This window comes from Aliiroseovarius sp. ABM4_368, from assembly GCF_056161205.1.
The window spans coordinates 722,811-745,098 of sequence record NZ_JBSWYR010000001.1; the positions used below are offsets into that span (position 1 = coordinate 722,811).

Sequence of the window (22,288 nt, forward strand, 5' to 3'; positions counted from 1 at the left end):
ATCAGTCCGCCCGACGCGCCGCCACGATCCACATCGCCATTAAGACCAAAGACCCAACGGCGTTGAAATTCGCCATGGTGATGTCCAATGCCTCGATCGGGATCATGTCTGACAGGCGCCACGGGATTTCGTCGCAACGCACCAGGGGCGCGGCTTGGATCTGCGCCAGAAGGTCTTCGACCGACAGATTGCCAACGCCTCCGCCCGAACACGATGCTGGACCGTCCCACAACTTCCGCTCGACGCCGGAATGAAAGATCCCAAGGCCTGCCGATACGGCCATGGTCAGGGCTCCTACCCAGCGAAGAAGGCGCATTTTGGTGGCAATCGCTGCACCACCCAGCACGAAGGCGATCGCATGGGGCCAACGCTGCCAGAAGCACATTTTGCATGGCGCATAGCCCAGAGATTGAAAGACAAATGCGCCCGCCAGAATGCCAGCCGAAGCCACGGCGGTCACGATGATCAGGGTTTTGGTGGGAAAGCGATCAAGCAATGTCATAGGAATTTCACCACATAGAAGCCGCCAATCAGCAGGATGCAGAACAGGGCGAACATCAGGCCCAAACGGCGTTCGATGAAGTCACGGATGGGCTCTCCGAATTTCCATAGAAGGGTGGCGACGATGAAAAACCGCAGCCCGCGTGCGATCACACTGGCGACCATGAAGACGCCAAAGTTCAGCCCGGTCGTACCCGATAGGATGGTGATGACCTTGTATGGGAACGGGGTTACGCCCGCGATCAGCACCGCCCATGCGCCCCATTCGTTATAGCGCTCGGCGAACTCGCCGAAATAGGCGTCTTTGCCATAGAATTCCAACACCGGGCGGCCGACGGTCTCGAACAGTCCCCAGCCGATGTAATAGCCGAACATGCCACCCAGAACGGACGCAACCAGCGCCACGCCCGCAATCACAAACGCGCGCGAGGGGCGGGCGATGATCATTGGGATCATCAGAACATCAGGCGGGATCGGAAAAACCGAGCTTTCCAAAAAGGCCACCACCGCCAGCGCCCAAAGCGCGTGGGGTGTGTTGGCCAGACCCATCGTCCAATCGTAAAGCCGCTTAATCATGCTAATGCTCGAATAGTTTTTCCTTAAACTTGACGAACCACGAGCGGGGCGCGACGTCAAGTCGGTCATGCTTGAAGCCTGTGGGAAGGTCGGTAAACTGCTTGTGAATGTAACGGGTGAGGGGGGCTAGACTATGAAATGGCAAGGTCGGCGTGGAAGCCGCAATATCGAAGACCGTAGACGGGCTGGCGGAGGTAAGGCGCAAGTAGGCGGGCTTGGTCTGCTTGCCATTCTGGCCATCGGCTATTTCATGGGTGTGGATGTAACGCCTTTGTTGCAAGGCGGCGGGATATCTGGCGGCAGCAGCAGCGGCGAAATTACCGAGGCCGACCGGCAGGCAGGCGAATTCGTCTCGGTTACTTTGGCGGATACGGAAGAGGTCTGGTCTGATTTGTTCCGCACGCAGGTGGGTGAAAGCTATAATCCCGTCACGCTGGTGCTTTACAAAGGTGTGACTCAAAGCCCGTGTGGTGGCGCGTCGGGCGCGACCGGGCCGTTTTACTGTCCCGGGGATCGAAAGGTCTATTTAGATACGGCGTTCTTCACCACCATGTCACGTCAACTGGGGGCCAGCGGGGATTTCGCCGCGGCCTATGTGGTGGCGCATGAAGTCGCCCATCATGTTCAGAACGAACTTGGCATCCTGATGCAAGCCAACCGCATCCGTCAGCAGTCCAGCCAAGAGAGAAGCAACGCCATCTCGGTTCGGATCGAGCTTCAGGCCGATTGCTATTCCGGCATCTGGGCCCGCGAGGCGCAGGCGCGTTTCGGGTCACTGGAGCGCGGGGATATCGCCGAGGCGATGAACGCCGCGCGCCAAATCGGGGATGACACGTTGCAGCGCAATGCAGGGCGGGTGCCTATGCCGCATACGTTCACGCATGGCACGTCTGAACAGCGCGAACGCTGGTTCACGCGTGGTTTGGAAAGCGGAGACATGCGGGCCTGCGATACGTTCTCGGCGCGCAGCTTGTGATTCCTTTTTGGTTCACTATGTGATCCGCCTGGTCAACAAAAGTTTCTTCGTTCCGACGCTGCAACCGCAGTAAAACTTCAGGAAATACGCGCCTTTAGTTATAATGTTGCGAACGCAACGAAAATTGACTGCAAAAATTTCAGAGACAGGATTGAACAAAGCTGACCGACCGGTCGAAAAAGCTTGCGCGAGTCAGCAGAGCCTGCTTGAATTGTCGCCAATTGCCGGGGCAGGTGCCCTTGCAGTCGAAACATATCGCGTTTGGGAGGAAGCGAAATGAAACTTACCATGAAAGCCACCTTGGCCGGAGCCCTTGCTCTGGGTCTTAGCGCTACAGCCATCTTTGCGCAGGATGTGACATTGCGCTGCCAGCACTTCCTACCGCCTAAAGGCTCGACCCCGCTGTATTTCATGGCGCCCTGGGCTGAAAAGATCGAGAAAGACTCGGGTGGCCGTATCAAGGTAGAGCTTTATCCGGCGATGCAGCTGGGCGGCAAACCACAAGCGCTTTATGACCAGATCCGCGATGGCGTAATTGACTGTGGCTGGGCGCTGCCCGCTTATACGCCGGGCCGTTTCCCCGAAGCCGAAGCCTTTGAACTGCCCTTTATGACCTCGCGCAACGCTGCCGCATCGTCGAAAGCCGCTTGGGAGTTTTCGGAAAAGTACCTGATGGAGCGTATGGGCGACGTCAAACTGCTGGCTGTCCACGTACACGGTCCGGGCATCGTTCACAAAAAGGGCGATCCCGTAATGGCGCTTGAGGATTTCAACGGTCTTAAACTGCGCGGCCCTTCGCGTCAGGCCAATGCTTTGCTTGAAACCTTGGGGGCGTCACCGATCGGAATGCCCATGCCGACCTTCCCTGAAGCCTTGTCCAAAGATGTCGTAGACGGCGGTGTAACACCATGGGAAATCGTGCCGCCCTTGAAGCTGCACGAACTGGCAGACAGCCACACGGAATTCCCGGGTGATCGCTCGCTCTATAACACCTTCTTCATTTGGGCTATGAACAAAGACACCTATGCTTCACTGCCGGATGATCTGAAAGCCGTCATCGACGCGAATTCGGGTCTGGAAACGTCGGCTTGGGCAGGTGCGTCCTTCGACACAGGTGATGTGGGCGGTCGCGAGATCGTTGCAGCCACCGATAACAAAATCCACGAGCTGGACCCAGCGCTGGTCGCTGAAATCCGCGCCATGGGTGATAAGCAGGTGGAAGCTTGGGCTGCTGATATGACCTCGAAAGGTCTGGATGGCGAAGGCATGGTCGCTTTCGCGAAAGAGCTGGTTGCCAAGTACTCTGCCCAGTGATCTGGTGCAAATGAACGCTCCGGGTGGCCAGACCGGCTACCCGGAGTTTTTCTTGCGACGCGGCCTGCATTGTGCGGCGTAGGATGAAAAGGGGGGAACCATCGTGGCAATCGCGAAATCTGCCGAGCTCCGAGTGGGGCGCTTCATGGAAGTTTTAAGCCGTTGGATGGCCTATTCGGGCGGGGCCGTTTTGGTCGGGATCGCCATGACGACCGTGGTCTCGATCATCGGGCGGGCGCTGTCGGGCTATGGCTTGTCGCCGGTCAAAGGCGACTTCGAGATCGTCGAGATGGGCTGCGCCGTCGCCGTCTTCGCTTTCCTGCCGTGGTGCCAATTCAAGCGCGGCCACGTGACTGTTGATATCTTCATCACCCGTCTTCCCGAACGCATCCAAGCCTTTCTTGGCTTTATCGGAGACGTCTTTCTGACAGGAGCAGCCTTTGTCATCCTGTGGCGTCTATGGCTGGGTTTCGGCGAGAAATTCCCCTTCGGCTCGGACGCTTTTCGCAACGCCTTGGGCATGGGGTCGAAACCCTTCTTCGCCGAAAGCAGCTATGAACTTGAGGTTCCGCTTTGGATCCCCTTCGGTCTGTGCTTGATCGGTGCTGCATTCTTCCTTTTGGTTGCCGTTTATACGATGTGGCGATCATTCAATTGGGTTCTTGACGGTAAGGAACAACACGTATGACCGGTATCGAACTTGCAATCGTCGCCTTTGCGCTGATGCTGCTTGCGATTTTCCTGCGATTGCCCATTGGTCTGGCGATGGGCATGACCGGTTTTTTCGGCATTTGGTATCTGATGGGGCGTCCTTCGGTGACGCTGAGCCAGATGAAGACGCTGACATATGACACGTTTTCCAGCTATTCGCTGTCGATTGTTCCGCTGTTCCTGCTGATGGGGCAGTTCGCGACAAAGTCTGGCATGTCCGGCGCGCTGTTCAGTACGGCCTCGGATTGGTTGGGACATCGCAAGGGTGGGGTTGCGATGGCCGCCGTGGGCGCTTGTGCGGGCTTCGGTGCTGTTTGTGGCTCGTCGCTGGCGACGGCGTCGACCATGGGGCAGGTAGCCTTGCCCGAGATGCGCAAGCGCGGTTATTCCAATGCGCTTTCCACCGGCGTTCTGGCCGCGGGCGGGACGTTGGGCATCCTGATCCCTCCATCCGTCATTCTGGTGATCTATGCGATCCTGACCGAGCAAAACATCGTAAAGATGTTCATTGCTGCTCTGGTGCCGGGCATTCTGGCGGCTCTTGGCTACATGCTGACTGTCGCCGTGATGGTGCGCATCAATCCGGACAGTGCGACGACGGCCGAACGCGTGCCCTATGTACAGCGTTTCAAGACACTTCTGTCGATCTGGCCCGTTGTGGTGATCTTCGGCCTTGTGATGGGCGGTATCGCGGGCGACTGGAACTGGACGAAAACAGGCGTGCAAGCGCTGTTCACCCCGACCGAGGGCGCTGCCGTGGGCGCCGTCGCCACAGGTCTGTATGGCGTCATTACCGGTGGCCTGACATGGAAAGGCTTTCTAGACAGCATTCTGGCCACGGCCCAATCCACCGCCATGATCTTTTTCATCGTGCTGGGCGCGCAGATCTTCAATTCGTTCCTTGCTTTCACCCAAGCGCCGCAAATGCTGGCCGATTGGGTGTCCAGCCAAGGCTATGCACCGCTTCTGGTCCTGTCGATGATGCTGATCGCTTATTTGATCTTTGGCTGTGTCATGGACAGCCTGTCGATGATCCTTCTGACCATCCCAATCTTCTATCCCATCATCGAGGTCTTGGATTTCGGCCTGACCCCGGAAGAGGCCGGCATCTGGTTTGGCATCCTTGCCCTGATCGTGGTCGAGGTTGGATTGATCACGCCACCCGTGGGCATGAACCTTTTCATCATCAATTCGATGGCCCGCGACATCCCGATGAGCGCCACCTATCGTGGCGTTGCCCCCTTCGTGCTTTCCGACCTGATCCGCGTGGTTGTGCTGGTGGCTTTCCCGGGGATCACGCTGTGGCTGGTCGGGGTGTTGTTCTGACTTAAAAAATGCGCGGGGCAGGGGCAGAAATGCCGTTGACCTTGCCCCGTGGCTTGGGTATCCCAACCAAACAGTGCCCAAGTGGCGGAATGGTAGACGCAGGGGATTCAAAATCCCCCGATGGTAACATCGTGAGAGTTCGAGTCTCTCCTTGGGCACCAACTTCCCGCCGAATTCGTGATTCATGACTGCCGGTGGCAAACCGGAGGAAGACATGAACGAAACATCCAGCAAAACCAATCAGCTAAACCGCGCCGCCAAGTTGTTGCACCACCGTGGGCAGGGGCTGGCCAAGGGCGATCCGATTGCGCTTCCGATCACCACAAGCTCGATGTTTCATCTGCCCGGCGATCCGGCGGATACACCCGGATATGGCCGCGTTGACAACCCAACATGGGAGGCGCTGGAAGACGCGCTGGCAATCTTAGAGGATGCACCCTGTGTGGCGTTGCCATCCGGCATGGCGGCCATCTCTGCTGCTCTTTTTGCCTGTTTGGGGACGGGGAAGCGCCTGTTGGTGCCCTCGGACGGGTATTACGTGACCCGAGTGTTGTCGTCCGAGTTTCTGGCCGCATTCGGCGTGGATGTGATCGAACGCCCGACGGCGCAGTTTGCCGAAGGTGGGTTTGACGGGATCGACGTGGTATTCATTGAAACACCATCAAACCCGGGTCTGGACCTGTGCGACCTGCGTGCCATCTGTGTAGGTGTACGCGCGGCTGGTGGGATCAGCATCGTTGACAACACCACGCTAACACCGTTCGGGCAACGTCCTTTGGATCTGGGCGCGGATGTGGTGGTGGCGTCGGACACCAAAGCCCCGGGCGGGCATTCGGATCTTTTGATGGGCCATGTCGCCACACGCGATCCTGCGCTTCTGTCACGCGTTAAAGATTGGCGCAAAATGTCTGGCTGCATCCCGTCGCCGCACGCGGCATGGGCGCTCTATCGCGGGCTCGAGACGCTGGAATTGCGCTTCACCCGCATGTGCGACACAGCCGAGGTGATTGCGCCGGTTCTGGCCGCACACCCTGCCGTAAAAGCCGCGCGCTTTCCCGGCCTTCCGACTGATCCATCGCATAATCTGGCGGCAAGCCAAATGGCGCGATTTGGGTTCCTGATCGGACTTGATTTTGGCTGCGAAGACCGCGCCGAGCGGTTCATAGAAGCCTGTAACTATCTGCGTCCCGCAACCTCGTTTGGGGGCGTTCACAGCTCGGCCGAGCGGCGGGCGCGTTGGGGGGATGAGGTATCTGCGGGCTATGTCCGGTTGTCGGTTGGATGCGAACCGGCTGCGGCACTTTTGCAAGACTTAACTGATTCTCTGGATGGGTTAAGCGACTGATTTCCATTCTGAGTTGTCGTCAGTTTCTAGTATCTGCGCGATTGAAATCCACCAAAAGTTATTGCTGTAACAGGGCAATCTCGGAATGCGGGTGCGAACAGCAGAAATTTGATCACGTTTATGTTTTGGGTACGTTTTCCCTGTATATTCCCCTTTAATAATAGATGGAGAAGGAAGTAATCAGGGTCCAGTGTTGAGTAGTGGGTAAATCCTTTGGTTTTTCGTGATGTAAAAAGTGAAAGCAGTTTGTACGTGGCGTGGCCTGGCGTCCCGAACGTTTTCGATGACACCTCCGTATCATCGCAAAATGAATCACGCCGTGCGAAGCTCGGTGGTTCCTTGTCAGGCATTTCGGCCAACACCATGGTCGAAACTGCACGCGGGGTTGTTCCTGCGCGGGGCTTGCAAGTCGGTGATCAAGTCAAGACATTGAAAGGGCGATTTTCGCCCATTCGGTGGGTGGGTCATTCGTCGATGCCCAAGAGCAAAACCGCCTTTCCAATTCGTTTTCCTGGCCTGACCGATGGCCAGTCCGGTGCGCTTTTGACGCCGGGCAGCCTTGTTTTGGTGGACGACCCTGTTTGCGAAATGCTGACCGGCGAGGCCAATGTGGTCTGCACGGCTGATATGCTGGCCGAAGTCGGACAGGGTGAAGCTGACGACAGCGTAACCCCCATGATGGTGCACATCCTTCTGGACAAGACCGAGATGATCCGCTGCGGCGATTATTGGGTCGAAAGCCTGATCCCCGAAATCGATCAGATCCGTCAAGACGCTCCGGAACTAGCACAAGAGATTCTGGATGCCTGCCCAAGGCTGCGAAGCCGGCAGGGGATTGCGTCCTATCTGCGCGAGTATCTTGTGATTGACCGGCGCGAAGCCAGTGTCATTTTCGCGGGTGCGTAGACACGTTTTCCCAATCGGCCCAATCTTGTGGCGTGTCCAGATCCCGAACGGCATTCTGACCGGGTAGTGGATGCAGCACGACAGTTTCCGCCCCAAGCAGCGTCTTCGCACCTTGATCGTCCGATAAATTCTCTAACTGCGTCCGATAGCGGCGGGGAAAAATCACGGGATGTCCCGGCTTCCCGTCGTGATCGGCTGCGCGCAGGATAGTTTCCCCATCGAAGCGGGCAATCATGTCTTTCAGATCATCTGCGGTCACGTCGGGCAGGTCCGTCAGCATAACCAAGATTCCATTGATCTGATCCGGCAGAGCGCGGACAGCGACGGATAGGCTGTGTCCAAGACCTTTTGCATGGCCCGCTATGGGCACCGGGATGGCTGACAGTTGGTCAACGGTCTCTGCTTTCTTGGAACCGCTGGGCACCGCCACATGGGGCGTGATTCCAGCGGATTTCACCATCCGTATGCGATCCTCAAGAAGGCTTCGTCCGGATGGCAGGATACGCAGAAGTTTGTCCTGCCCCATGCGACGGGACAGGCCGGCGGCCAACAGCACCACTTCGATGTTGGCCGCCGTCATGGCTTACTTCTCGGGGATCAGGCCGCGTGGGCTGAACCGCAGCACCAGCAGCAGAACGATTCCCATCGAAAAGAGACGCATATGTGCCGCCGAGTCGATCAGATGCGTTTTCAGCGCCGAGCCATCCTCGAGCCCCATGGTTACGACCGACATCAGCCAGTTGCCGATGGGCTCGACCTGTATCCACAGGAACCAGATCAGGAACGCACCCAGAACCGAACCAAGGTTGTTGCCAGACCCGCCGACAATCACCATCACCCAGATCAGGAATGTAAACCGCAGGGGCTGATAGGTGCCGGGCACCAGCTGCCCGTCCAGTGTGGTCATCATCGCACCTGCAAGCCCGCACAGCGCCGAGCCCAATACGAAGATTTGCAGATGCCGCTTGGTGACGTCCTTGCCCATCGCTTGGGCGGCAACCTCGTTGTCGCGAATGGCACGCATCATGCGCCCCCAAGGCGAATTCAACGACAGCTGCGCCAAAATGATCAACGCCACAAGAACCACGGTGAACAGTGCGGAATAGGACAGTTTTACGGCCAAGGTCGAGGCCGTGGTGGCGTCCAATCCAAGGCTGTCCGCACGGGCCACGAAGTCAGCACTTTGTTGCAGGTCAACCTCGTAGGGGACGGGGCGGGGCAGACCGATCACGTTTTTCACGCCACGCGCCAGCCAGTCCTCGTTCTTGATGACAGCAATGACGATCTCGGAAATCCCTAGTGTGGCAATCGCCAGATAGTCCGAGCGCAGCCCCAACGCGGTTTTGCCCACGACCCATGCGGCGCCAGCGGCCAGCAGACCGCCCACGGGCCATGCCAGAAGGGTCATGTATCCGTGCGCCTTATAGTTTTCGGGCCCGCCGGGGTTCAGACCGCCGAGGTAGCCTGTCTGGGCCGGGTTGATCGCCTCGACCCCCGCAACACCTGCGTCAAAGATGAAACGGTAGATGAAGAAACCGACAACAAGCGTGGCGATCGTAGCAAGGGTGCGGTTGCGGCCAGCGGCCATGCGGGTGTGGATCAGAACGGCAGCCACAACCGTCGCAGCCCCAACCAAAAGGCCAAAGATGATGCCAACGCCACCTTGGCTCCACGCACCGGGCGTGGCTGGCATGGACACAAGTACAGTCGCCAGCCCCCCAAGCGCCACAAAACCCATGATGCCGACGTTAAACAGGCCCGCATAACCCCATTGCAGGTTCACGCCCAAGGCCATGATGGCGGAGATCAGCGCCATGTTCAGAATGGTCAGGGACGCGTTCCAGCTGCCCGCAAAGATCCACCAATTGGTCGACCCTTGAAGGATGAACAGCAGCGCAACAGCGCCGAACAAAAGCGGTGTACGAAGGGATTGGCTCATACCGATTGCCCCTTGAATAGACCCGTAGGTTTGAACAGCAGTACGACGATCAGGATGACGAAACTGACCGCGAATTTATAGTCGGTGGACATCAGTTGGACGAGGCCTGATGGCTCGAGGCTTTCGGGCAGCAGATAGACCGCGACTTTCTTCCACGCATAAGTGATTGTGACCTCGGAGAACGCGATGACGAAGCCGCCTGCGATGGCGCCCAACGGGTTGCCCAAGCCGCCTACGATGGCCGAGGCGAAGATGGGCAGCAGAAGCTGGAAATAGGTGAAGGGTTTGAAGGTCTTATCTAGCCCGTAAAGCGTGCCCGCGATGGTGATCAGGGCAGCCACGATGATCCATGTGATCATCACCACGCGCTCGGGGTTGATGCCCGACAGCAGCGCCAGATCTTCGTTGTCCGAGAACGCACGCATCGACTTGCCGGTGCGTGTACGGTTCAGGAACCAAAACAGCGCGGCCACAACGATGATCGCGGTCACGATGGTGATGCCCTGCGAGGTTTTGAAGGCCAGACCTTCGCTCAGCCCAGTGGCATTCTTGAAGTCCCGCGCGCGGATGATGAACCGCTCGCCATCGGCAAAGCGTTGATCGCCCGGCCCGATGATGAAACGCACCACGCCGTTCATGATGAACATCACCCCGATCGAGGCCATGACGAACACAATCGGCTTGGCCTTCACGCGGCGATAAAAGCGATAGACGACACGGTCCGTGGCGATCAGCAGAAGTGCCGTAAACAGGATCCCGAAGGGCAGGGCCAGAAGGGCTGTCGGCAAGGGCGAGATCGAGATGCCCATCGACTGGAACCACCACGTAAACAGGATCGTCACCATCGCCCCAAAGGCCATCGTGTCGCCATGTGCGAAGTTTGAAAACCGCAGGATCCCATAGATCAGCGTGACCCCAAGCGCGCCAAGCGCCAGCTGGCTGCCATAGGCAATCGCGGGGATCAGAACAAAGTTGGAAAGCGCCACAAGCGCGTTCAGAAAGTCCATCAGAACTCTCCCTTACAGGTGCCCAAATAGGTGATCGCCGCCGGGCCTTCATTGGCATGAGCTGTGAAGCGGGCGGTGTCACCGTTGCGGGACAAAAGATATTCAGCGCCATCGCCGGTGGCGAAAAGCGTGGTCAGGTTGCCGGCCTGTTTGACGGCAACGATAGCCAAATCACCAAAATCGGTGATCAGTCGCTCGTTGGTCAGATCGGCGGTCACAGAGAACGACGTGTCCTGACAGGCCTCGGCCTCGTAGCATTCGGTTACGAAGGTGCAGTCTTGGGCATAGGCGGGCAACGACAAAGTGGTAAGGATTAGGGACAGGGCGATACGCATTTGTTATCCTCCCAAGAACGACTGGCGGACTTCGGGATCGGCCAGAAGCTCTTTCCCCGATCCCGTATGCGCGTTGCGGCCCTGCACAAGCACATAGCCTTTGTCAGCAATTTCAAGCGCTTGGCGGGCGTTTTGTTCGACCATCAGGATCGAGATGCCGGTGCGGGCGACCTCGATAATCCGGTCGAACAGCTCGTCCATCACGATGGGGCTGACGCCTGCGGTGGGCTCGTCCAGCATCAACACGGTCGGCTTGGTCATCAGCGCGCGGCCGACGGCAACCTGCTGACGTTGACCGCCTGACAGCTCTCCGGCGGGTTGGTTGCGCTTTTCGCGTAGGATCGGGAACAGATCATAGACTTGCTCGATCGTCTCGCGAATGTCGTCGGTGCGGATGAAGCCCCCCATCTCGAGGTTCTCTTCCACTGTCATCGAGGTGAAGATGTTGTGGGTCTGCGGCACAAAGCCCATGCCCTTGCGCACACGGGCCTGAGGCGACAGTTTGGTGATGTCCTCACCGTCCAGCCGCACCGCGCCCGAGTGTATGTTCAGCATGCCAAACACGGCCTTCATGCCGGTCGATTTGCCCGCGCCATTGGGGCCGACGATCACCGCGATCTCGCCCTTGTCTACGGCGATGGTGCAGTCATGCAGAATGTCCGGACCCTTGCCATAGCCGCCGGTCATGCTGTCTCCGATGAGGAAGGGTTCGCTCATTATGCGTCCTCTTTCTTATTCTTCAAGCCGGTCCCCAGATAGGCCTCGATCACCTGTTCGTTGGCTTTGATCTCGGCCAGAGTGCCTTCGGCCAGCACTTTGCCTTCGGCCATACAGATCACGGGATCACAGATTTTCTCGATGAAATCCATGTCGTGTTCGATGACGACGAAGGTATAGCCGCGCTCTTCATTCAGGCGCTTGATCGCGTCGGCGATGGTATAGAGCAGCGTGCGGTTTACGCCCGCGCCGACCTCGTCCAAAAACACGATCTTGGCGTCGACCATCATGGTACGGCCGAGTTCAAGAAGTTTCTTCTGTCCGCCCGAGATCTCGCCCGCGCGCAGGTCGGCGATATGTGAAATCGTCAGGAACTCCAGCACCTCGTCGGCTTTGGCTTTCAACGCGCGTTCTTCGTCGGCGATGCGTTTGCGGCCAAACCACGTGTCCCACAGGCGTTCGCCGGATTGACCGCCGGGGACCATCATCAGGTTCTCGCGGCAAGTCATCGACCCGAACTCATGCGCGATCTGGAAGGTGCGCAGAAGGCCTTTGTGGAACAGCTCGTGCGGGGGCAGGCCGGTGATATCCTCTCCCGCCATGGTGATCCGCCCCGAGGTCGGTTTCAACACACCTGCGATGACATTAAACAGCGTCGTTTTGCCCGCGCCGTTGGGGCCGATCAGCCCGGTGATGGACTGATCCTGGATGGTCAGGGTTGCCCCATCAACGGCGCGAAAGCCGCCAAAATGCTTGTGGACATCCTCGATGACGATCATGTGAATTCTCCTGCCACTTTAAGTTTATGGCGTAACCTACGGAAACAGCCCGGAAAACTCCGGGCTGTTTCTTGGTTTGTCAGGTCGGTTTAGTGGAAGCCGACTTCTTTGAAAGCGCCGCCTTCAACGACGACTTCACGGTAGCTGCCGCCGCTTTCGCCGGGTCCAATCAACTCGACATCCGAGCCGCCGACATAGTCGATGTCGCCACCGTTCGACAGGATTTCCAGCGCTTTAGCCAGTTCACCCGGTCCAATCGGCTCACCCGGAGCGTTGGCCACTTCGGTGATCGCAGCTGCTACGGCCGCACCATCCGTGGAGCCGGCTTTGTGCATGCCCAGAAGCAGTACAGCGGCCGAGTCGTAGCCTTCTTTTGCATAGACGGATTTGCCATCAATGCCAGCGGCTGCCAGCAGTTCTTCCAGCTTACCAGCACCGTCGTTTTGCGACGCAGGGTGCTGACCGAAGCTGCCGTCCAGATCCGCGCCGAACTTCTTGGTCAGTGCTTCTGCAACCATGCCGTCGGGCAGGACGAAGGTCTCGAACGCACCTGAATCAAGGGCACCTTGGATCACGCCAGCGCCACCTTGGTCGGCATAGCCTGCAACCACCAGAGCGTCGCCACCGGCCGAGGCCAGCGCGCCAACTTCAGCCGAATAGTCGGCTTTGCCATCTTCGTGTGCTGCGTTGATGGTGACTGCGCCACCAGCGGCTTCGAATGCGGCTGCAAAGCTGTCAGCCAGGCCTTTACCGTAGTCGTTGTTGGTATAGGTCACGGCAACCGATTTGATGCCTTTGCCCATGATGATGTCTGCCATCAGCTCGCCCTGACGGGCGTCCGAGGGGGCGAGACGGAAAAACAGACCGTTGTCTTCCAGCGTCGACAGGGCAGGCGAGGTGGCCGAGGGCGACACCTGAGCGATCCCGTTGGGCATCGACACGCCGGTCAGAACAGCGCCGGTCGCGCCCGAGCACATGGCGCCCACGATGCCAGAAACGCCTTCACCAGTGACCAGACGTTCCGCAGCCGCCGTGGCAGCCGCCGAGTCCACACAGGTCGAATCGCCACGGACTGCCATGACTTCTTTTCCGCCCATGAAGGTGCCGCTTGCGCTGACTTCCGCGATGGCGGCTTCAGCACCACCAGCGATCGGCGGGGCAAGGCTTTCCAGCGGGCCAGTAAAGCCCAGCAGAACGCCGATTTTGACAGCATGGTCGTCGGCATAGGCCGCACCACAGGTCAGGGCGGTGGCCGCAGTGGCCAGCAAAAGTTTTTTCATATTTGTTCTCCCAATTGGAAAATTTCCAGCTCGACCCTAGGCGCGGATATCGAAAAAGAAAAGGCCGAAGCAGGCGATTTGCTTAAAAAAGCGGCGGGGGTTATCGCGCGTCAGGATCCGGGTGCAACAAGGCATAGTAATCGCTGTCGCACCATTCGCCAGCGACCTTGATCGTTGCCTGTGCGGAATGCGTATGAGTAAACCCAAGATGCGCCAGCAACCGGGCGGAAGCGATGTTTCTGGGATCAATTTCGGCGGTGATTTCTGCCACGTTGGGATGACGGTCCCAGGTGGCGTCAATAATGGGCTTCAACGCCTCACACGCCAGCCCTTGGCCCCAATGATCGGGATGCAGGATGTATCCCAGTTCAGCCAAACGCCACAAACCCGCCTTGCCGATCAATGCGCCGTCGCGTTCGATCACGAATTCCAACCCAGTCTCATTATGGGACCAAAGCATTCCGTCTAGGGTGTTCTGTGTGGTGTCAATGCTGTCATGGGCAGGGTGGCTCCAATACCGCATGACTTTGGGATCTGAAAAGATGCGATGCAACGGCGTAAGATCGTCCGGCTGCGGAGGCCGCAACACAAGTCGTTCGGTACGCAGGATCACGCGGGCTTGGCCCCGCGGCTGCCACGCTCGCGGTAGGGGGTGGTGTCATAGTGCGACCGATAGCATTTCGAGAAATGCGAGGGGCTGGAAAACCCGCAGGACAAGGCCACGTTGATTACGCTCATATCCGTCTGCATCAAAAGGTTGCGCGCTTTTTGCAGACGCAGCTCCATGTAGTAACGCTTGGGCGAACGGTTCAAATAGCGGCGAAACAGCCGCTCTAGCTGGCGGGTGGACATGCCAACCTCGCTGGCCAATACGGAAGGCGAGATAGGTTCTTCGATATTGGCTTCCATCTTGCGGATCACCTCGGACAGTTTGGGGTGACGCACACCGATGCGGGTCGGCACAGACAAGCGTTGGCTGTCGCTTTCGGTGCGGATGGTGGTATAGATTTGCTGGTCGGCAACCACATTGGCGACATCCTCGCTCTGATCTTCGGCGATGATCTTCAGGACCAGATCAATCGCGGCGGTGCCGCCCGCGGCGGTCATGATCTTGCCGTCCACCACAAAGACGCGCTTGGTCAGGTCGACCTCGTCAAACTCCTCGGCGAAACTGTCGTGGTTTTCCCAGTGAATGGTTGCGCGCTTGTCGTTCAGAAGCCCGGCCTTGGCCAGAATATGCGCCGCCGTGCACAGGCCCGCGATCCGCACCCCGCGACGCGCCTCGCGCCGCAGCCAGTTAAGCAGCTTCGTCGAGCATTTGCTTTGCACATCCACGCCCGATACCAGAACCAGTGTGTCATCTCGGCGAAGTTCTTCAAGCGGACAATCTGCCATGAAACTTGGGCCCGCAGATGATGTGATCTGTCCACCATCTTCGGTTTGGATCACCCAGTCATACAGCTTTTTCCCGCTGGCCCGATTGGCAATCCGAAGCGCATCGACTGCGCCTGCGAAACTAAGAAGGGTGAACCCATCGACCAAAACAAAAACGAACCGGCGCGTGGCCTGTTCATTCATTTCAGACAGCTTGGTCATGCGACTCACCCTTTTTCTTTACGGGTTCACTAAAGGTAGCGAGGAATTCAGCAGTTTTATCCCTCTGCGGCAAGACGATTTTTTCACAATCATACGTCACCAAAGCCCGCACGACAAACGAAGCTAAATTCCCGTCACGAAACGGATACACAACATTGTTTGCACGTTAGCGCCGGACAGGTTAGAAGGGGCGTCGCCCGAATAGCGGGCGAAGACTGATATTTTACGGAGAAAACCATGACGGAGTGGGACAAGTCGACCTGGCGCAACAAGCCAAGGGTACAGATGCCAGACTATACCGATCCGGCCGCGCTGGCCGAGGTCGAGGCGCAGCTTGCAAAGTATCCGCCCTTGGTTTTTGCCGGCGAAGCCATGCGCCTTCGCGAAGAATTGGGCCGTGCATCGCGCGGTGAAGCGTTCCTTCTGCAAGGCGGCGACTGTGCCGAAAGCTTCGCCGATTTCTCGGCTGATGGCATTCGCGACACGTTCAAAGTGATGTTGCAGATGGCGATGGTTCTGACCTTCGGTGCGAAAGTGCCGGTGATCAAGGTGGGCCGTATGGCTGGTCAGTTCGCCAAGCCGCGCTCGGCGCCCACGGAAACAGTGGAAGGCGTAGAGCTGCCCAGCTACCGTGGTGACATCATCAACGAACTGGACTTCACTTCGGACGCCCGGATCCCGGATCCGCAGAAAATGTTGCAAGCCTATACGCAATCGGCGGCGACGCTGAACCTGTTGCGCGCGTTCTCGACCGGTGGTCTGGCGGATGTGCACCAAGTGCACCAGTGGACGTTGGACTTCACCGCCTCGGGCGAGGCGGAAAAGTACCGTGCCATGGCCGAACGTATTCAGGACAGCCTTGATTTCATGCAGTCGGCTGGCGTGACCGCCGACCGGATGCACACGCTGCAAACGGTGGATTTCTACACCTCGCATGAAAGCCTGCTGCTGGAATATGAAGAGGCTCTGACCCGTCTGGACGCGACCACTGGCAAAACTGTTGCAGGTTCCGGCCACATGCTGTGGATCGGCGACCGCACACGTCAGCCCGACGGTGCGCATGTGGAATTCCTGCGTGGCGTGATCAACCCGATCGGTCTTAAATGTGGTCCGACCACCACTGCTGAAGACCTGAAAATTCTGCTTGAGAAGCTGAACCCGGAAAACGAAGCAGGCCGTCTGACCCTGATCGCCCGTTTCGGGGCTGGCAAAGTGGCCGAGCACCTGCCGCGTCTGATCAAGACCGTGCAGGAAGAGGGCGCTAACGTGGTTTGGTCCTGTGACCCGATGCACGGCAACACGATCAAATCGGCTTCGGGTTACAAAACCCGGCCCTTCGACAGCGTGTTGAAAGAAGTGCAAGAGTTCTTCGCTGTACACAAGGCCGAGGGATCCGTCCCCGGTGGCGTGCATTTCGAGATGACCGGCTCGGACGTGACCGAATGCACCGGCGGCGTGCGTGCCGTGACCGACGAAGATCTGTCGGATCGTTACCACACTGCCTGCGACCCGCGCCTGAACGCCAGCCAATCTTTGGAACTGGCTTTCTTGGTGGCGGAAGAGCTTTCGGCGCGACGCAATGGGGGTGCATTGGCGGCCAAAGCCAGCTGACCCCACGCGCGGATTTGAAACAAGTAACGCCCCGGTTAACTGCCGGGGCGTTTTTCTTTGTCTGACGAAGACCGCTACATCAGTTGGATTTGACCAGCTTCAAATGCGATGGCTTTGCGGATGGGCCGCCCCTTTGGGCCGACCGGTCCGGCATCACGAAATGGCTTTGCGCTTCGGCAAATTCGCGAAACACGTCACCTGCGATGCCGCTGGTGTCGCGAAGGACGTGTCCACCACGCCCGGCGCTGGTCCCAACGCGTGCATCCAGCTGCGCCCTTGTGGTTTGTGTTGCTTCGACACCTTCCTGATAGGCTTCTAAGGCCTGCGTCTGATCTTGGCTTGCGACGATGGGCGTCACCTCGACCGACTTAATATCAAATCGCTGAGGGCCGCTCTTTAGCTCTCCGTCGACTTGCAGGGCACCAAGCACGCGGGTGATCAGGCCGTCTTCATCGCGCAGGGGCAAAAGCACCATCTGCGCCTGAAGCGGCTTGCGAAACGCGCGTGGTTCCGTGGTCAACGACAGCGTGACCTGCGCTGGCATGTCGAACAAAGCCTCAAGCGCGCGGTGCAGTTCTTTGCGGGCATCGTTCACGAAAAAGGCCGAGATCGGTATCCCGCGCACTTCCATATCCAGCACATCGTTTAGATGCTGCCCGGCCAAGCGTATGCGCGCCAGACCCGGAGCGATCTTTTCAAGAATGAATGCTTCGTGCAGGGCGCCCGCAAAGCCGCGCGGGTCAACCTCGTTCCGGGTTGGGCACAGACGGCCATTGCGCAGCCCGTCCCAATAAGCCTCGACCAATGCGATCGACGGATAGGTTTTCGTCTGTCGGGCGGACAGCAGAGACACAACATTCCCGTCACGCAAATACTCGATTCTCATCTCTTAGTTCCCGGCAATCTGGTCCCCGTTTATGGATCAGTCTGATCCTTGTTCAATCGGTGACCGTTTGTTAACGAATACGTAGCTTATGCTTTCTGATGTCTTAATATGTCATAATTCTGTTCGAATTTGGCGGAAAATCTTATCAAATGGTTAACCACCCATGATTTACTCGATGACCGGATACGCCAGTGCCACTGGAGAGCTGAACGGATTTACTTGGATATGGGACATGCGATCGGTCAATGCGCGCGGTTTGGATATCCGACTTCGGCTGCCCGACGGGCTGGACGGGGTCGAGGATGCCCTTCGTAAGTCATTGAAACAAAAGATCGCTCGCGGGAATGTCTCGGTGACGTTGCGCGTGTCGCATCCCGAGGATGACGGGCAATATGCAGTGAACCCGGAACGGCTGGGGCAGGCGGTCACGCATCTTCTATCCATCGCAGCCGAGGCGGAAATGCGCGGCTTGCAGGTCGCGCCAGTTTCCGCCGCCGACATTGCCCAATTGCGTGGCGTGATCGAAATGCGGGCCGCAGATGCCGACAGCCGCGCGCCTCTAATCGAGGCGTTAAAGGCGCAGATTCCCGCGCTGATCGACAGTTTCGTAGCTTCCCGCCAGGAAGAGGGTCAAGCGCTGGCCGAGATTATGGTGGGTCAGGTCGATCAGGTGGAAACACTGGTCGGACAGGCCGAGGCATTGCTGGACGACCGTGCTCAGGCGCAAGCCGACGGGCTGCGTCAAGCGCTCGCCCGGATTATGGATTCGACCGAAGGCGCAGACCCCGACCGGGTATCACAGGAACTTGCCCTGATTGCCGTGAAAACCGACGTGCGCGAGGAATTGGACCGCCTAAAAGCACATGTCGCCGTCGCGCGGTCCCACTTGACCGCAGGTGAGCCCGCAGGCCGTAAGCTCGATTTCCTGATGCAGGAGTTCAACCGCGAGGCCAATACCTTGTGTTCCAAGGCACAATTCAACGAACTGACCCGCGTGGGGCTTGACCTGAAGCATGTGATTGATCAGATGCGCGAACAAGTTCAGAACGTGGAGTGACCCCATGAGCGCCCCCAACAGCCGTCGCGGCCTTCTTATTATCCTGTCCTCGCCATCCGGCGCGGGGAAGTCGACATTGGCCAAGCGGCTTATCGAATGGGACCCAACGCTCAGCTTCTCGGTCTCGGCCACGACGCGTGCACCGCGGGAAGGCGAGGTGGACGGCAAGGATTACCACTTCGTCGAAGAACACAAATTCAAAGACATGGTGATCAAGGGCGAGATGCTGGAACACGCCCACGTCTTCGGGAACTTTTATGGTTCCCCCGCCGAGCCCGTCCGACAGGCCATCGAAAGCGGCCGCGACGTGCTGTTTGACGTGGATTGGCAGGGCGAGGTGCAGATCCGCAATTCATCCATGGCATCGCATTCCCTGTCGATCTTTATCCTGCCGCCCTCGATCACCGAGCTGCGCTCTCGTCTGGTGGGACGCGGACAGGACAGCGACGAGGTGATCCAGAAACGGATGCAAAAAAGCTGGGACGAGATCAGCCACTGGGGCAGCTATGATTACGTGCTGGTGAATGACGATCTAGAGGCGACCACGCAAAAGCTGATCACCATCGTCGAAGCCACCCGCCAGCGCCGCAACCAGCAGCCGACCCTGCTGGATCACGTACGCAAACTGCAAACCGAATTTGATGAGGGCAACGCATGATCTATGAACTGGACGGGATCGCGCCCGAAATTGCCGAAGATGTCTTTGTCGCCGCCGATGCCAATGTCATTGGACGGGTGAAGGTCGGGGACAAAGCCTCGGTCTGGTTTGGATCGACCATCCGTGGCGACAATGAACAGATCACCATCGGCGCGGGCACGAATGTGCAGGAAAACAGCGTGTTTCACACCGATCTGGGCTTCCCGCTGACCATCGGCGAGAACGTCACCGTCGGCCATAAGGTGCTGCTGCATGGCTGCACCATCGGAGACAACAGCCTGATCGGCATGAACGCCACCGTGATGAACGGCGCGGTGATCGGCAAGAACTGCCTGATCGGAGCAGGGGCGCTGGTGACCGAGGGCAAGGTGATCCCCGACGGATCGATGGTTCTGGGCGCACCGGGCAAAGTGGTGCGCGAGTTGGATGACGCGGCGATCAAGGGGATCGAGGCGTCTGCAGTGCATTATCAGCAGAATGCAGCTCGGTTTTTGAGCAGATTGAAGCCGGTTGAACAAGGCGAAGTCGAATAGCTCTCCTGATGCACTATCGCTCTCAGAACTCAGGTTTGAAAGTACTCGGCTTAGGGGCTGCCAAGAGATTAAGTCGCTGGTTGCTGCAACAGTTTGATGAAAGCAAAGTTAAGTATGCGCTGTTGTGGTTTCCTATCTATCAGACTGCCGTATTCTTGATCGTCATAGCGCTTTTCATGCTCACTAAGCTGGCCGCGAATTCGTGGATTTTTACTGTGATTGCAATCGCGCTCACAACTGTGGTGGCCGTACCAATTCTGGCGAGCTGGTACGTGGCTTTCGTCTTACTTTTATATTGCTACTTCTCTTTGCTCGCACGGCTAGGCGTTCCTTTAATGAGATGGTGCTTAAAAGAGCTAGACCCATCAATCGAATGGTTTCGATCGAAAGTGTAACCGCCCGTGTGTCACTGCATTGATTTCTGTACCACCAATTGAAAAGGGCCACCCAATCGGGCGGCCCTTCGTCATTCCATGAGCACTCGCTTATGCGACGGCTTCTTTGGCCTCTTTCAGCCATGCCAGAACGGTTTCCGGCGCGCTTTTGCCATAGGGGTCTTCGCCGTGGTTGTCGCAGCGGCCCGGCTCTTCGAACCATGCTTCTACCACACCGTCATTGATAACGGCGGCATAGCGCCACGAGCGGGCGCCGAAGCCCAGGTTGTCTTTCTGAACCAGCATGCCCATCAGGCGGGTGAACTCGCCCGAGCCGTCGGGGATCACTTTGACGTTTTCCAGTTCCTGGTTGCGGGCCCAGGCGTTCATGACGAAGCTGTCATTGACCGACATGCAGTAAATCTCGTCGATGCCTTCGGCGGCGAAATCGGCAAAGCCGTTCTCGTATCCGGGCAACTGATAGGTCGAGCAGGTCGGGGTGAACGCGCCGGGCAGCGAGAACAGAACAACGCGCTTGCCTTTAAAGTAATCGTCCGAGGTCATGTCCTGCCAGCGGAACGGGTTCGGGCCTTCGATGCTTTCATCACGAACGCGGGTGCGGAAGGTGATGTTGGGGACGTTAACGCCTGCTTTCATTTGGATATTCCTTTGCTTTTCGGGCGCGTGGCTGGGAATCGCTGCGCGCGTCAGGATAAGGATTAGAACGATTCCAAATGCCACTCAACGGGGTTTTTCTGCAGTGCAACATTTTGATGCCATTGGCGACCATAATCTGCCCAAAACTGTTTCGGCTATGCATCTGCTGCATATCGGAAAACAAGTTTTCAAGGTGACTTAGCGGCACAGGGCACTTATATAGGTCAGAACCACTTGGCCCGGAGGAAAGCCATGCGTGATCTGAAAATCCCTGAAAGCCGCCATCCCGAGAAGGCGCATCGCAAGGACAACGCACAGCCTAAAAAACCCAGCTGGATTCGCGTGAAAGCGCCCGGAGGGAAGGGCTATGCCGAGACGCATAAGATCATGCGCGAGAATAATCTGGTTACCGTGTGTGAAGAGGCAGGATGCCCCAACGCAGGCGAATGCTGGAGCCAAGGCCACGCCACCATGATGATCATGGGCGAGATCTGCACCCGCGGTTGCACCTTCTGCAACGTGGCCACCGGCAAGCCGGATACTCTGGACGCCTTCGAACCGGGCCGCGTCGCGCATGCGGTGAAGAAACTGGGTCTGAACCATGTTGTGATCACATCCGTTGACCGCGATGACCTGAAAGATGGCGGGGCCGAGCATTTCGCCCAGACGATCCGCGCTGTGCGTCACCAGTCGCCCAACACAACGATCGAAATTCTAACGCCGGACTTCCTGAAATGTGAAGACAGCGTTCTGGAAACTGTCGTCGAAGCGCGCCCTGACGTGTTCAACCACAACCTTGAAACTGTGCCGGGCCTTTATCCTGAAGTGCGCCCCGGTGCGCGTTATTTCCACTCGCTGCGTCTGCTTCAGCGCGTGAAAGAGCTGGACCCCTCGATGTTCACCAAATCCGGCATCATGGTCGGGCTGGGTGAGGATCGTCAGTCCGTCATGCAGATCATGGATGACATGCGTGCCGCCGACATCGATTTCCTGACCATCGGTCAGTATCTGCAGCCCACACCGAAACACCATGCGGTCGAACGGTTCGTGCATCCTGACGAGTTCAAGGATTACGAGACGGCTGCCTATGGCAAGGGCTTCCTGATGGTCTCGGCCACGCCACTGACGCGGTCGTCCTATCACGCGGGCGACGACTTTGCACAGTTGCGCAAGGCACGTGAAGAAAGCCTTGCAAAAGCCTGAT

At 57.9% G+C, this 22,288-nt stretch carries 25 protein-coding genes and 1 tRNA gene; 13 read left to right on the forward strand and 13 right to left on the reverse strand.

The genetic code is table 11. The features are described 5' to 3' along the window. Nucleotide 1: 1 nt before the first annotated feature. Nucleotides 2–502, reverse strand: a complete 501-nt coding sequence (locus ACXAH3_RS03620) for a disulfide bond formation protein B (protein ID WP_474860701.1) — start codon at nt 500–502, stop codon at nt 2–4. Further along, nucleotides 499–1,077 carry a YqaA family protein gene (locus ACXAH3_RS03625; protein WP_474860702.1) on the reverse strand — a complete coding sequence of 193 codons (579 nt, stop codon included), beginning with the start codon at nt 1,075–1,077 and terminating at the stop codon, nt 499–501. The genes ACXAH3_RS03620 and ACXAH3_RS03625 overlap by 4 nt, the downstream gene beginning before the upstream one ends. Nucleotides 1,078–1,210: 133 nt before the next feature. On the opposite strand from ACXAH3_RS03625, the gene ypfJ reads away from it, so the two are divergent. From ypfJ to ACXAH3_RS03660, 7 genes are all read left to right on the forward strand, one after another. Further along, nucleotides 1,211–2,053 (forward strand): KPN_02809 family neutral zinc metallopeptidase, encoded by an 843-nt coding sequence (gene ypfJ, locus ACXAH3_RS03630; protein ID WP_474860703.1) that lies wholly within the window; start codon nt 1,211–1,213, stop codon nt 2,051–2,053. Nucleotides 2,054–2,329: 276 nt separating this feature from the next. Further along, nucleotides 2,330–3,367 carry a TRAP transporter substrate-binding protein gene (locus ACXAH3_RS03635; protein WP_474860704.1) on the forward strand — a complete coding sequence of 346 codons (1,038 nt, stop codon included), beginning with the start codon at nt 2,330–2,332 and terminating at the stop codon, nt 3,365–3,367. Between the two features lie 145 nt (nt 3,368–3,512). Next, nucleotides 3,513–4,055, forward strand: coding sequence for a TRAP transporter small permease (locus ACXAH3_RS03640; RefSeq protein WP_474860705.1), 543 nt, complete (start codon nt 3,513–3,515; stop codon nt 4,053–4,055). Then, nucleotides 4,052–5,404, forward strand: coding sequence for a TRAP transporter large permease (locus ACXAH3_RS03645; RefSeq protein ID WP_474860706.1), 1,353 nt, complete (start codon nt 4,052–4,054; stop codon nt 5,402–5,404). Before ACXAH3_RS03640 ends, ACXAH3_RS03645 begins: the two co-directional genes overlap by 4 nt. A gap of 75 nt (nt 5,405–5,479) precedes the next feature. Continuing rightward, a tRNA-Leu gene (locus ACXAH3_RS03650) sits at nt 5,480–5,565 on the forward strand. Between the two features lie 53 nt (nt 5,566–5,618). Continuing rightward, nucleotides 5,619–6,749 carry a cystathionine gamma-lyase gene (locus tag ACXAH3_RS03655; RefSeq protein ID WP_474860707.1) on the forward strand — a complete coding sequence of 377 codons (1,131 nt, stop codon included), beginning with the start codon at nt 5,619–5,621 and terminating at the stop codon, nt 6,747–6,749. Nucleotides 6,750–7,112: 363 nt separating this feature from the next. Then, nucleotides 7,113–7,655 carry a Hint domain-containing protein gene (locus ACXAH3_RS03660; protein WP_474861147.1) on the forward strand — a complete coding sequence of 181 codons (543 nt, stop codon included), beginning with the start codon at nt 7,113–7,115 and terminating at the stop codon, nt 7,653–7,655. Here ACXAH3_RS03660 and ACXAH3_RS03665 read toward each other — a convergent pair. The 9 genes from ACXAH3_RS03665 to ACXAH3_RS03705 all read right to left on the reverse strand — a co-directional run bounded on the left by ACXAH3_RS03665 (nt 7,636) and on the right by ACXAH3_RS03705 (nt 15,308). Next, nucleotides 7,636–8,235, reverse strand: coding sequence for a nucleotidyltransferase family protein (locus ACXAH3_RS03665; RefSeq protein ID WP_474860708.1), 600 nt, complete (start codon nt 8,233–8,235; stop codon nt 7,636–7,638). The genes ACXAH3_RS03660 and ACXAH3_RS03665 overlap by 20 nt on opposite strands. A 3-nt stretch (nt 8,236–8,238) precedes the next feature. Further along, nucleotides 8,239–9,594 (reverse strand): branched-chain amino acid ABC transporter permease, encoded by a 1,356-nt coding sequence (locus tag ACXAH3_RS03670; protein WP_474860709.1) that lies wholly within the window; start codon nt 9,592–9,594, stop codon nt 8,239–8,241. Then, entirely contained in the window at nt 9,591–10,601 is a 1,011-nt protein-coding gene (locus ACXAH3_RS03675; RefSeq protein ID WP_474860710.1) for a branched-chain amino acid ABC transporter permease, read from the reverse strand. The genes ACXAH3_RS03670 and ACXAH3_RS03675 overlap by 4 nt, the downstream gene beginning before the upstream one ends. Beyond that, complete coding sequence (locus tag ACXAH3_RS03680; RefSeq protein ID WP_474860711.1) at nt 10,601–10,936, reverse strand: hypothetical protein; 336 nt, start codon at nt 10,934–10,936, stop codon at nt 10,601–10,603. The genes ACXAH3_RS03675 and ACXAH3_RS03680 overlap by 1 nt, the downstream gene beginning before the upstream one ends. Nucleotides 10,937–10,939: 3 nt before the next feature. Then, nucleotides 10,940–11,653 (reverse strand): ABC transporter ATP-binding protein, encoded by a 714-nt coding sequence (locus ACXAH3_RS03685; RefSeq protein ID WP_474860712.1) that lies wholly within the window; start codon nt 11,651–11,653, stop codon nt 10,940–10,942. Beyond that, nucleotides 11,653–12,432 carry an ABC transporter ATP-binding protein gene (locus ACXAH3_RS03690; RefSeq protein WP_474860713.1) on the reverse strand — a complete coding sequence of 260 codons (780 nt, stop codon included), beginning with the start codon at nt 12,430–12,432 and terminating at the stop codon, nt 11,653–11,655. Before ACXAH3_RS03690 ends, ACXAH3_RS03685 begins: the two co-directional genes overlap by 1 nt. An 89-nt stretch (nt 12,433–12,521) precedes the next feature. After that, a complete protein-coding gene (locus ACXAH3_RS03695) occupies nt 12,522–13,712 on the reverse strand; it encodes an ABC transporter substrate-binding protein (RefSeq protein ID WP_474860714.1) in 1,191 nt (396 codons plus the stop codon). Nucleotides 13,713–13,812: 100 nt separating this feature from the next. After that, nucleotides 13,813–14,325: a GNAT family N-acetyltransferase gene (locus ACXAH3_RS03700; protein WP_474860715.1), complete on the reverse strand. Its 513-nt coding sequence runs from the start codon at nt 14,323–14,325 to the stop codon at nt 13,813–13,815. Beyond that, nucleotides 14,322–15,308, reverse strand: coding sequence for a GlxA family transcriptional regulator (locus tag ACXAH3_RS03705; protein WP_474860716.1), 987 nt, complete (start codon nt 15,306–15,308; stop codon nt 14,322–14,324). Before ACXAH3_RS03705 ends, ACXAH3_RS03700 begins: the two co-directional genes overlap by 4 nt. Nucleotides 15,309–15,545: 237 nt before the next feature. Between ACXAH3_RS03705 and ACXAH3_RS03710 the strand changes: the two genes are divergently transcribed. After that, on the forward strand, nt 15,546–16,919 hold the full coding sequence (locus tag ACXAH3_RS03710; protein WP_474860717.1) for a class II 3-deoxy-7-phosphoheptulonate synthase: 1,374 nt from the start codon (nt 15,546–15,548) through the stop codon (nt 16,917–16,919). Between the two features lie 79 nt (nt 16,920–16,998). Here the strand turns inward: ACXAH3_RS03710 and ACXAH3_RS03715 are convergent, their stop codons facing one another. Next, nucleotides 16,999–17,805, reverse strand: a complete 807-nt coding sequence (locus tag ACXAH3_RS03715; protein WP_474860718.1) for a PAS domain-containing protein — start codon at nt 17,803–17,805, stop codon at nt 16,999–17,001. A 175-nt stretch (nt 17,806–17,980) separates the two neighbouring features. On the opposite strand from ACXAH3_RS03715, the gene ACXAH3_RS03720 reads away from it, so the two are divergent. Genes ACXAH3_RS03720 through ACXAH3_RS03735 form a run of 4 tightly spaced genes read left to right on the forward strand, consistent with a single transcriptional unit; the run spans nt 17,981 to nt 20,448 of the window. After that, complete coding sequence (locus ACXAH3_RS03720; protein WP_474860719.1) at nt 17,981–18,862, forward strand: YicC/YloC family endoribonuclease; 882 nt, start codon at nt 17,981–17,983, stop codon at nt 18,860–18,862. A 4-nt stretch (nt 18,863–18,866) separates the two neighbouring features. After that, on the forward strand, nt 18,867–19,520 hold the full coding sequence (gene gmk / locus ACXAH3_RS03725) for a guanylate kinase (RefSeq protein WP_474860720.1): 654 nt from the start codon (nt 18,867–18,869) through the stop codon (nt 19,518–19,520). Further along, on the forward strand, nt 19,517–20,053 hold the full coding sequence (locus ACXAH3_RS03730; RefSeq protein WP_474860721.1) for a gamma carbonic anhydrase family protein: 537 nt from the start codon (nt 19,517–19,519) through the stop codon (nt 20,051–20,053). The genes gmk and ACXAH3_RS03730 overlap by 4 nt, the downstream gene beginning before the upstream one ends. 8 nt (nt 20,054–20,061) lie before the next feature. Next, entirely contained in the window at nt 20,062–20,448 is a 387-nt protein-coding gene (locus ACXAH3_RS03735) for a hypothetical protein (protein WP_474860722.1), read from the forward strand. Nucleotides 20,449–20,538: 90 nt separating this feature from the next. Here the strand turns inward: ACXAH3_RS03735 and ACXAH3_RS03740 are convergent, their stop codons facing one another. Next, the gene (locus tag ACXAH3_RS03740) at nt 20,539–21,084 is read right to left on the reverse strand and encodes a redoxin family protein (protein WP_474860723.1); all 546 of its coding nucleotides are present in this window, start codon (nt 21,082–21,084) and stop codon (nt 20,539–20,541) included. A gap of 252 nt (nt 21,085–21,336) precedes the next feature. On the opposite strand from ACXAH3_RS03740, the gene lipA reads away from it, so the two are divergent. Continuing rightward, on the forward strand, nt 21,337–22,287 hold the full coding sequence (gene lipA, locus ACXAH3_RS03745) for a lipoyl synthase (RefSeq protein WP_474860724.1): 951 nt from the start codon (nt 21,337–21,339) through the stop codon (nt 22,285–22,287). Nucleotide 22,288 lies beyond the last annotated feature (1 nt).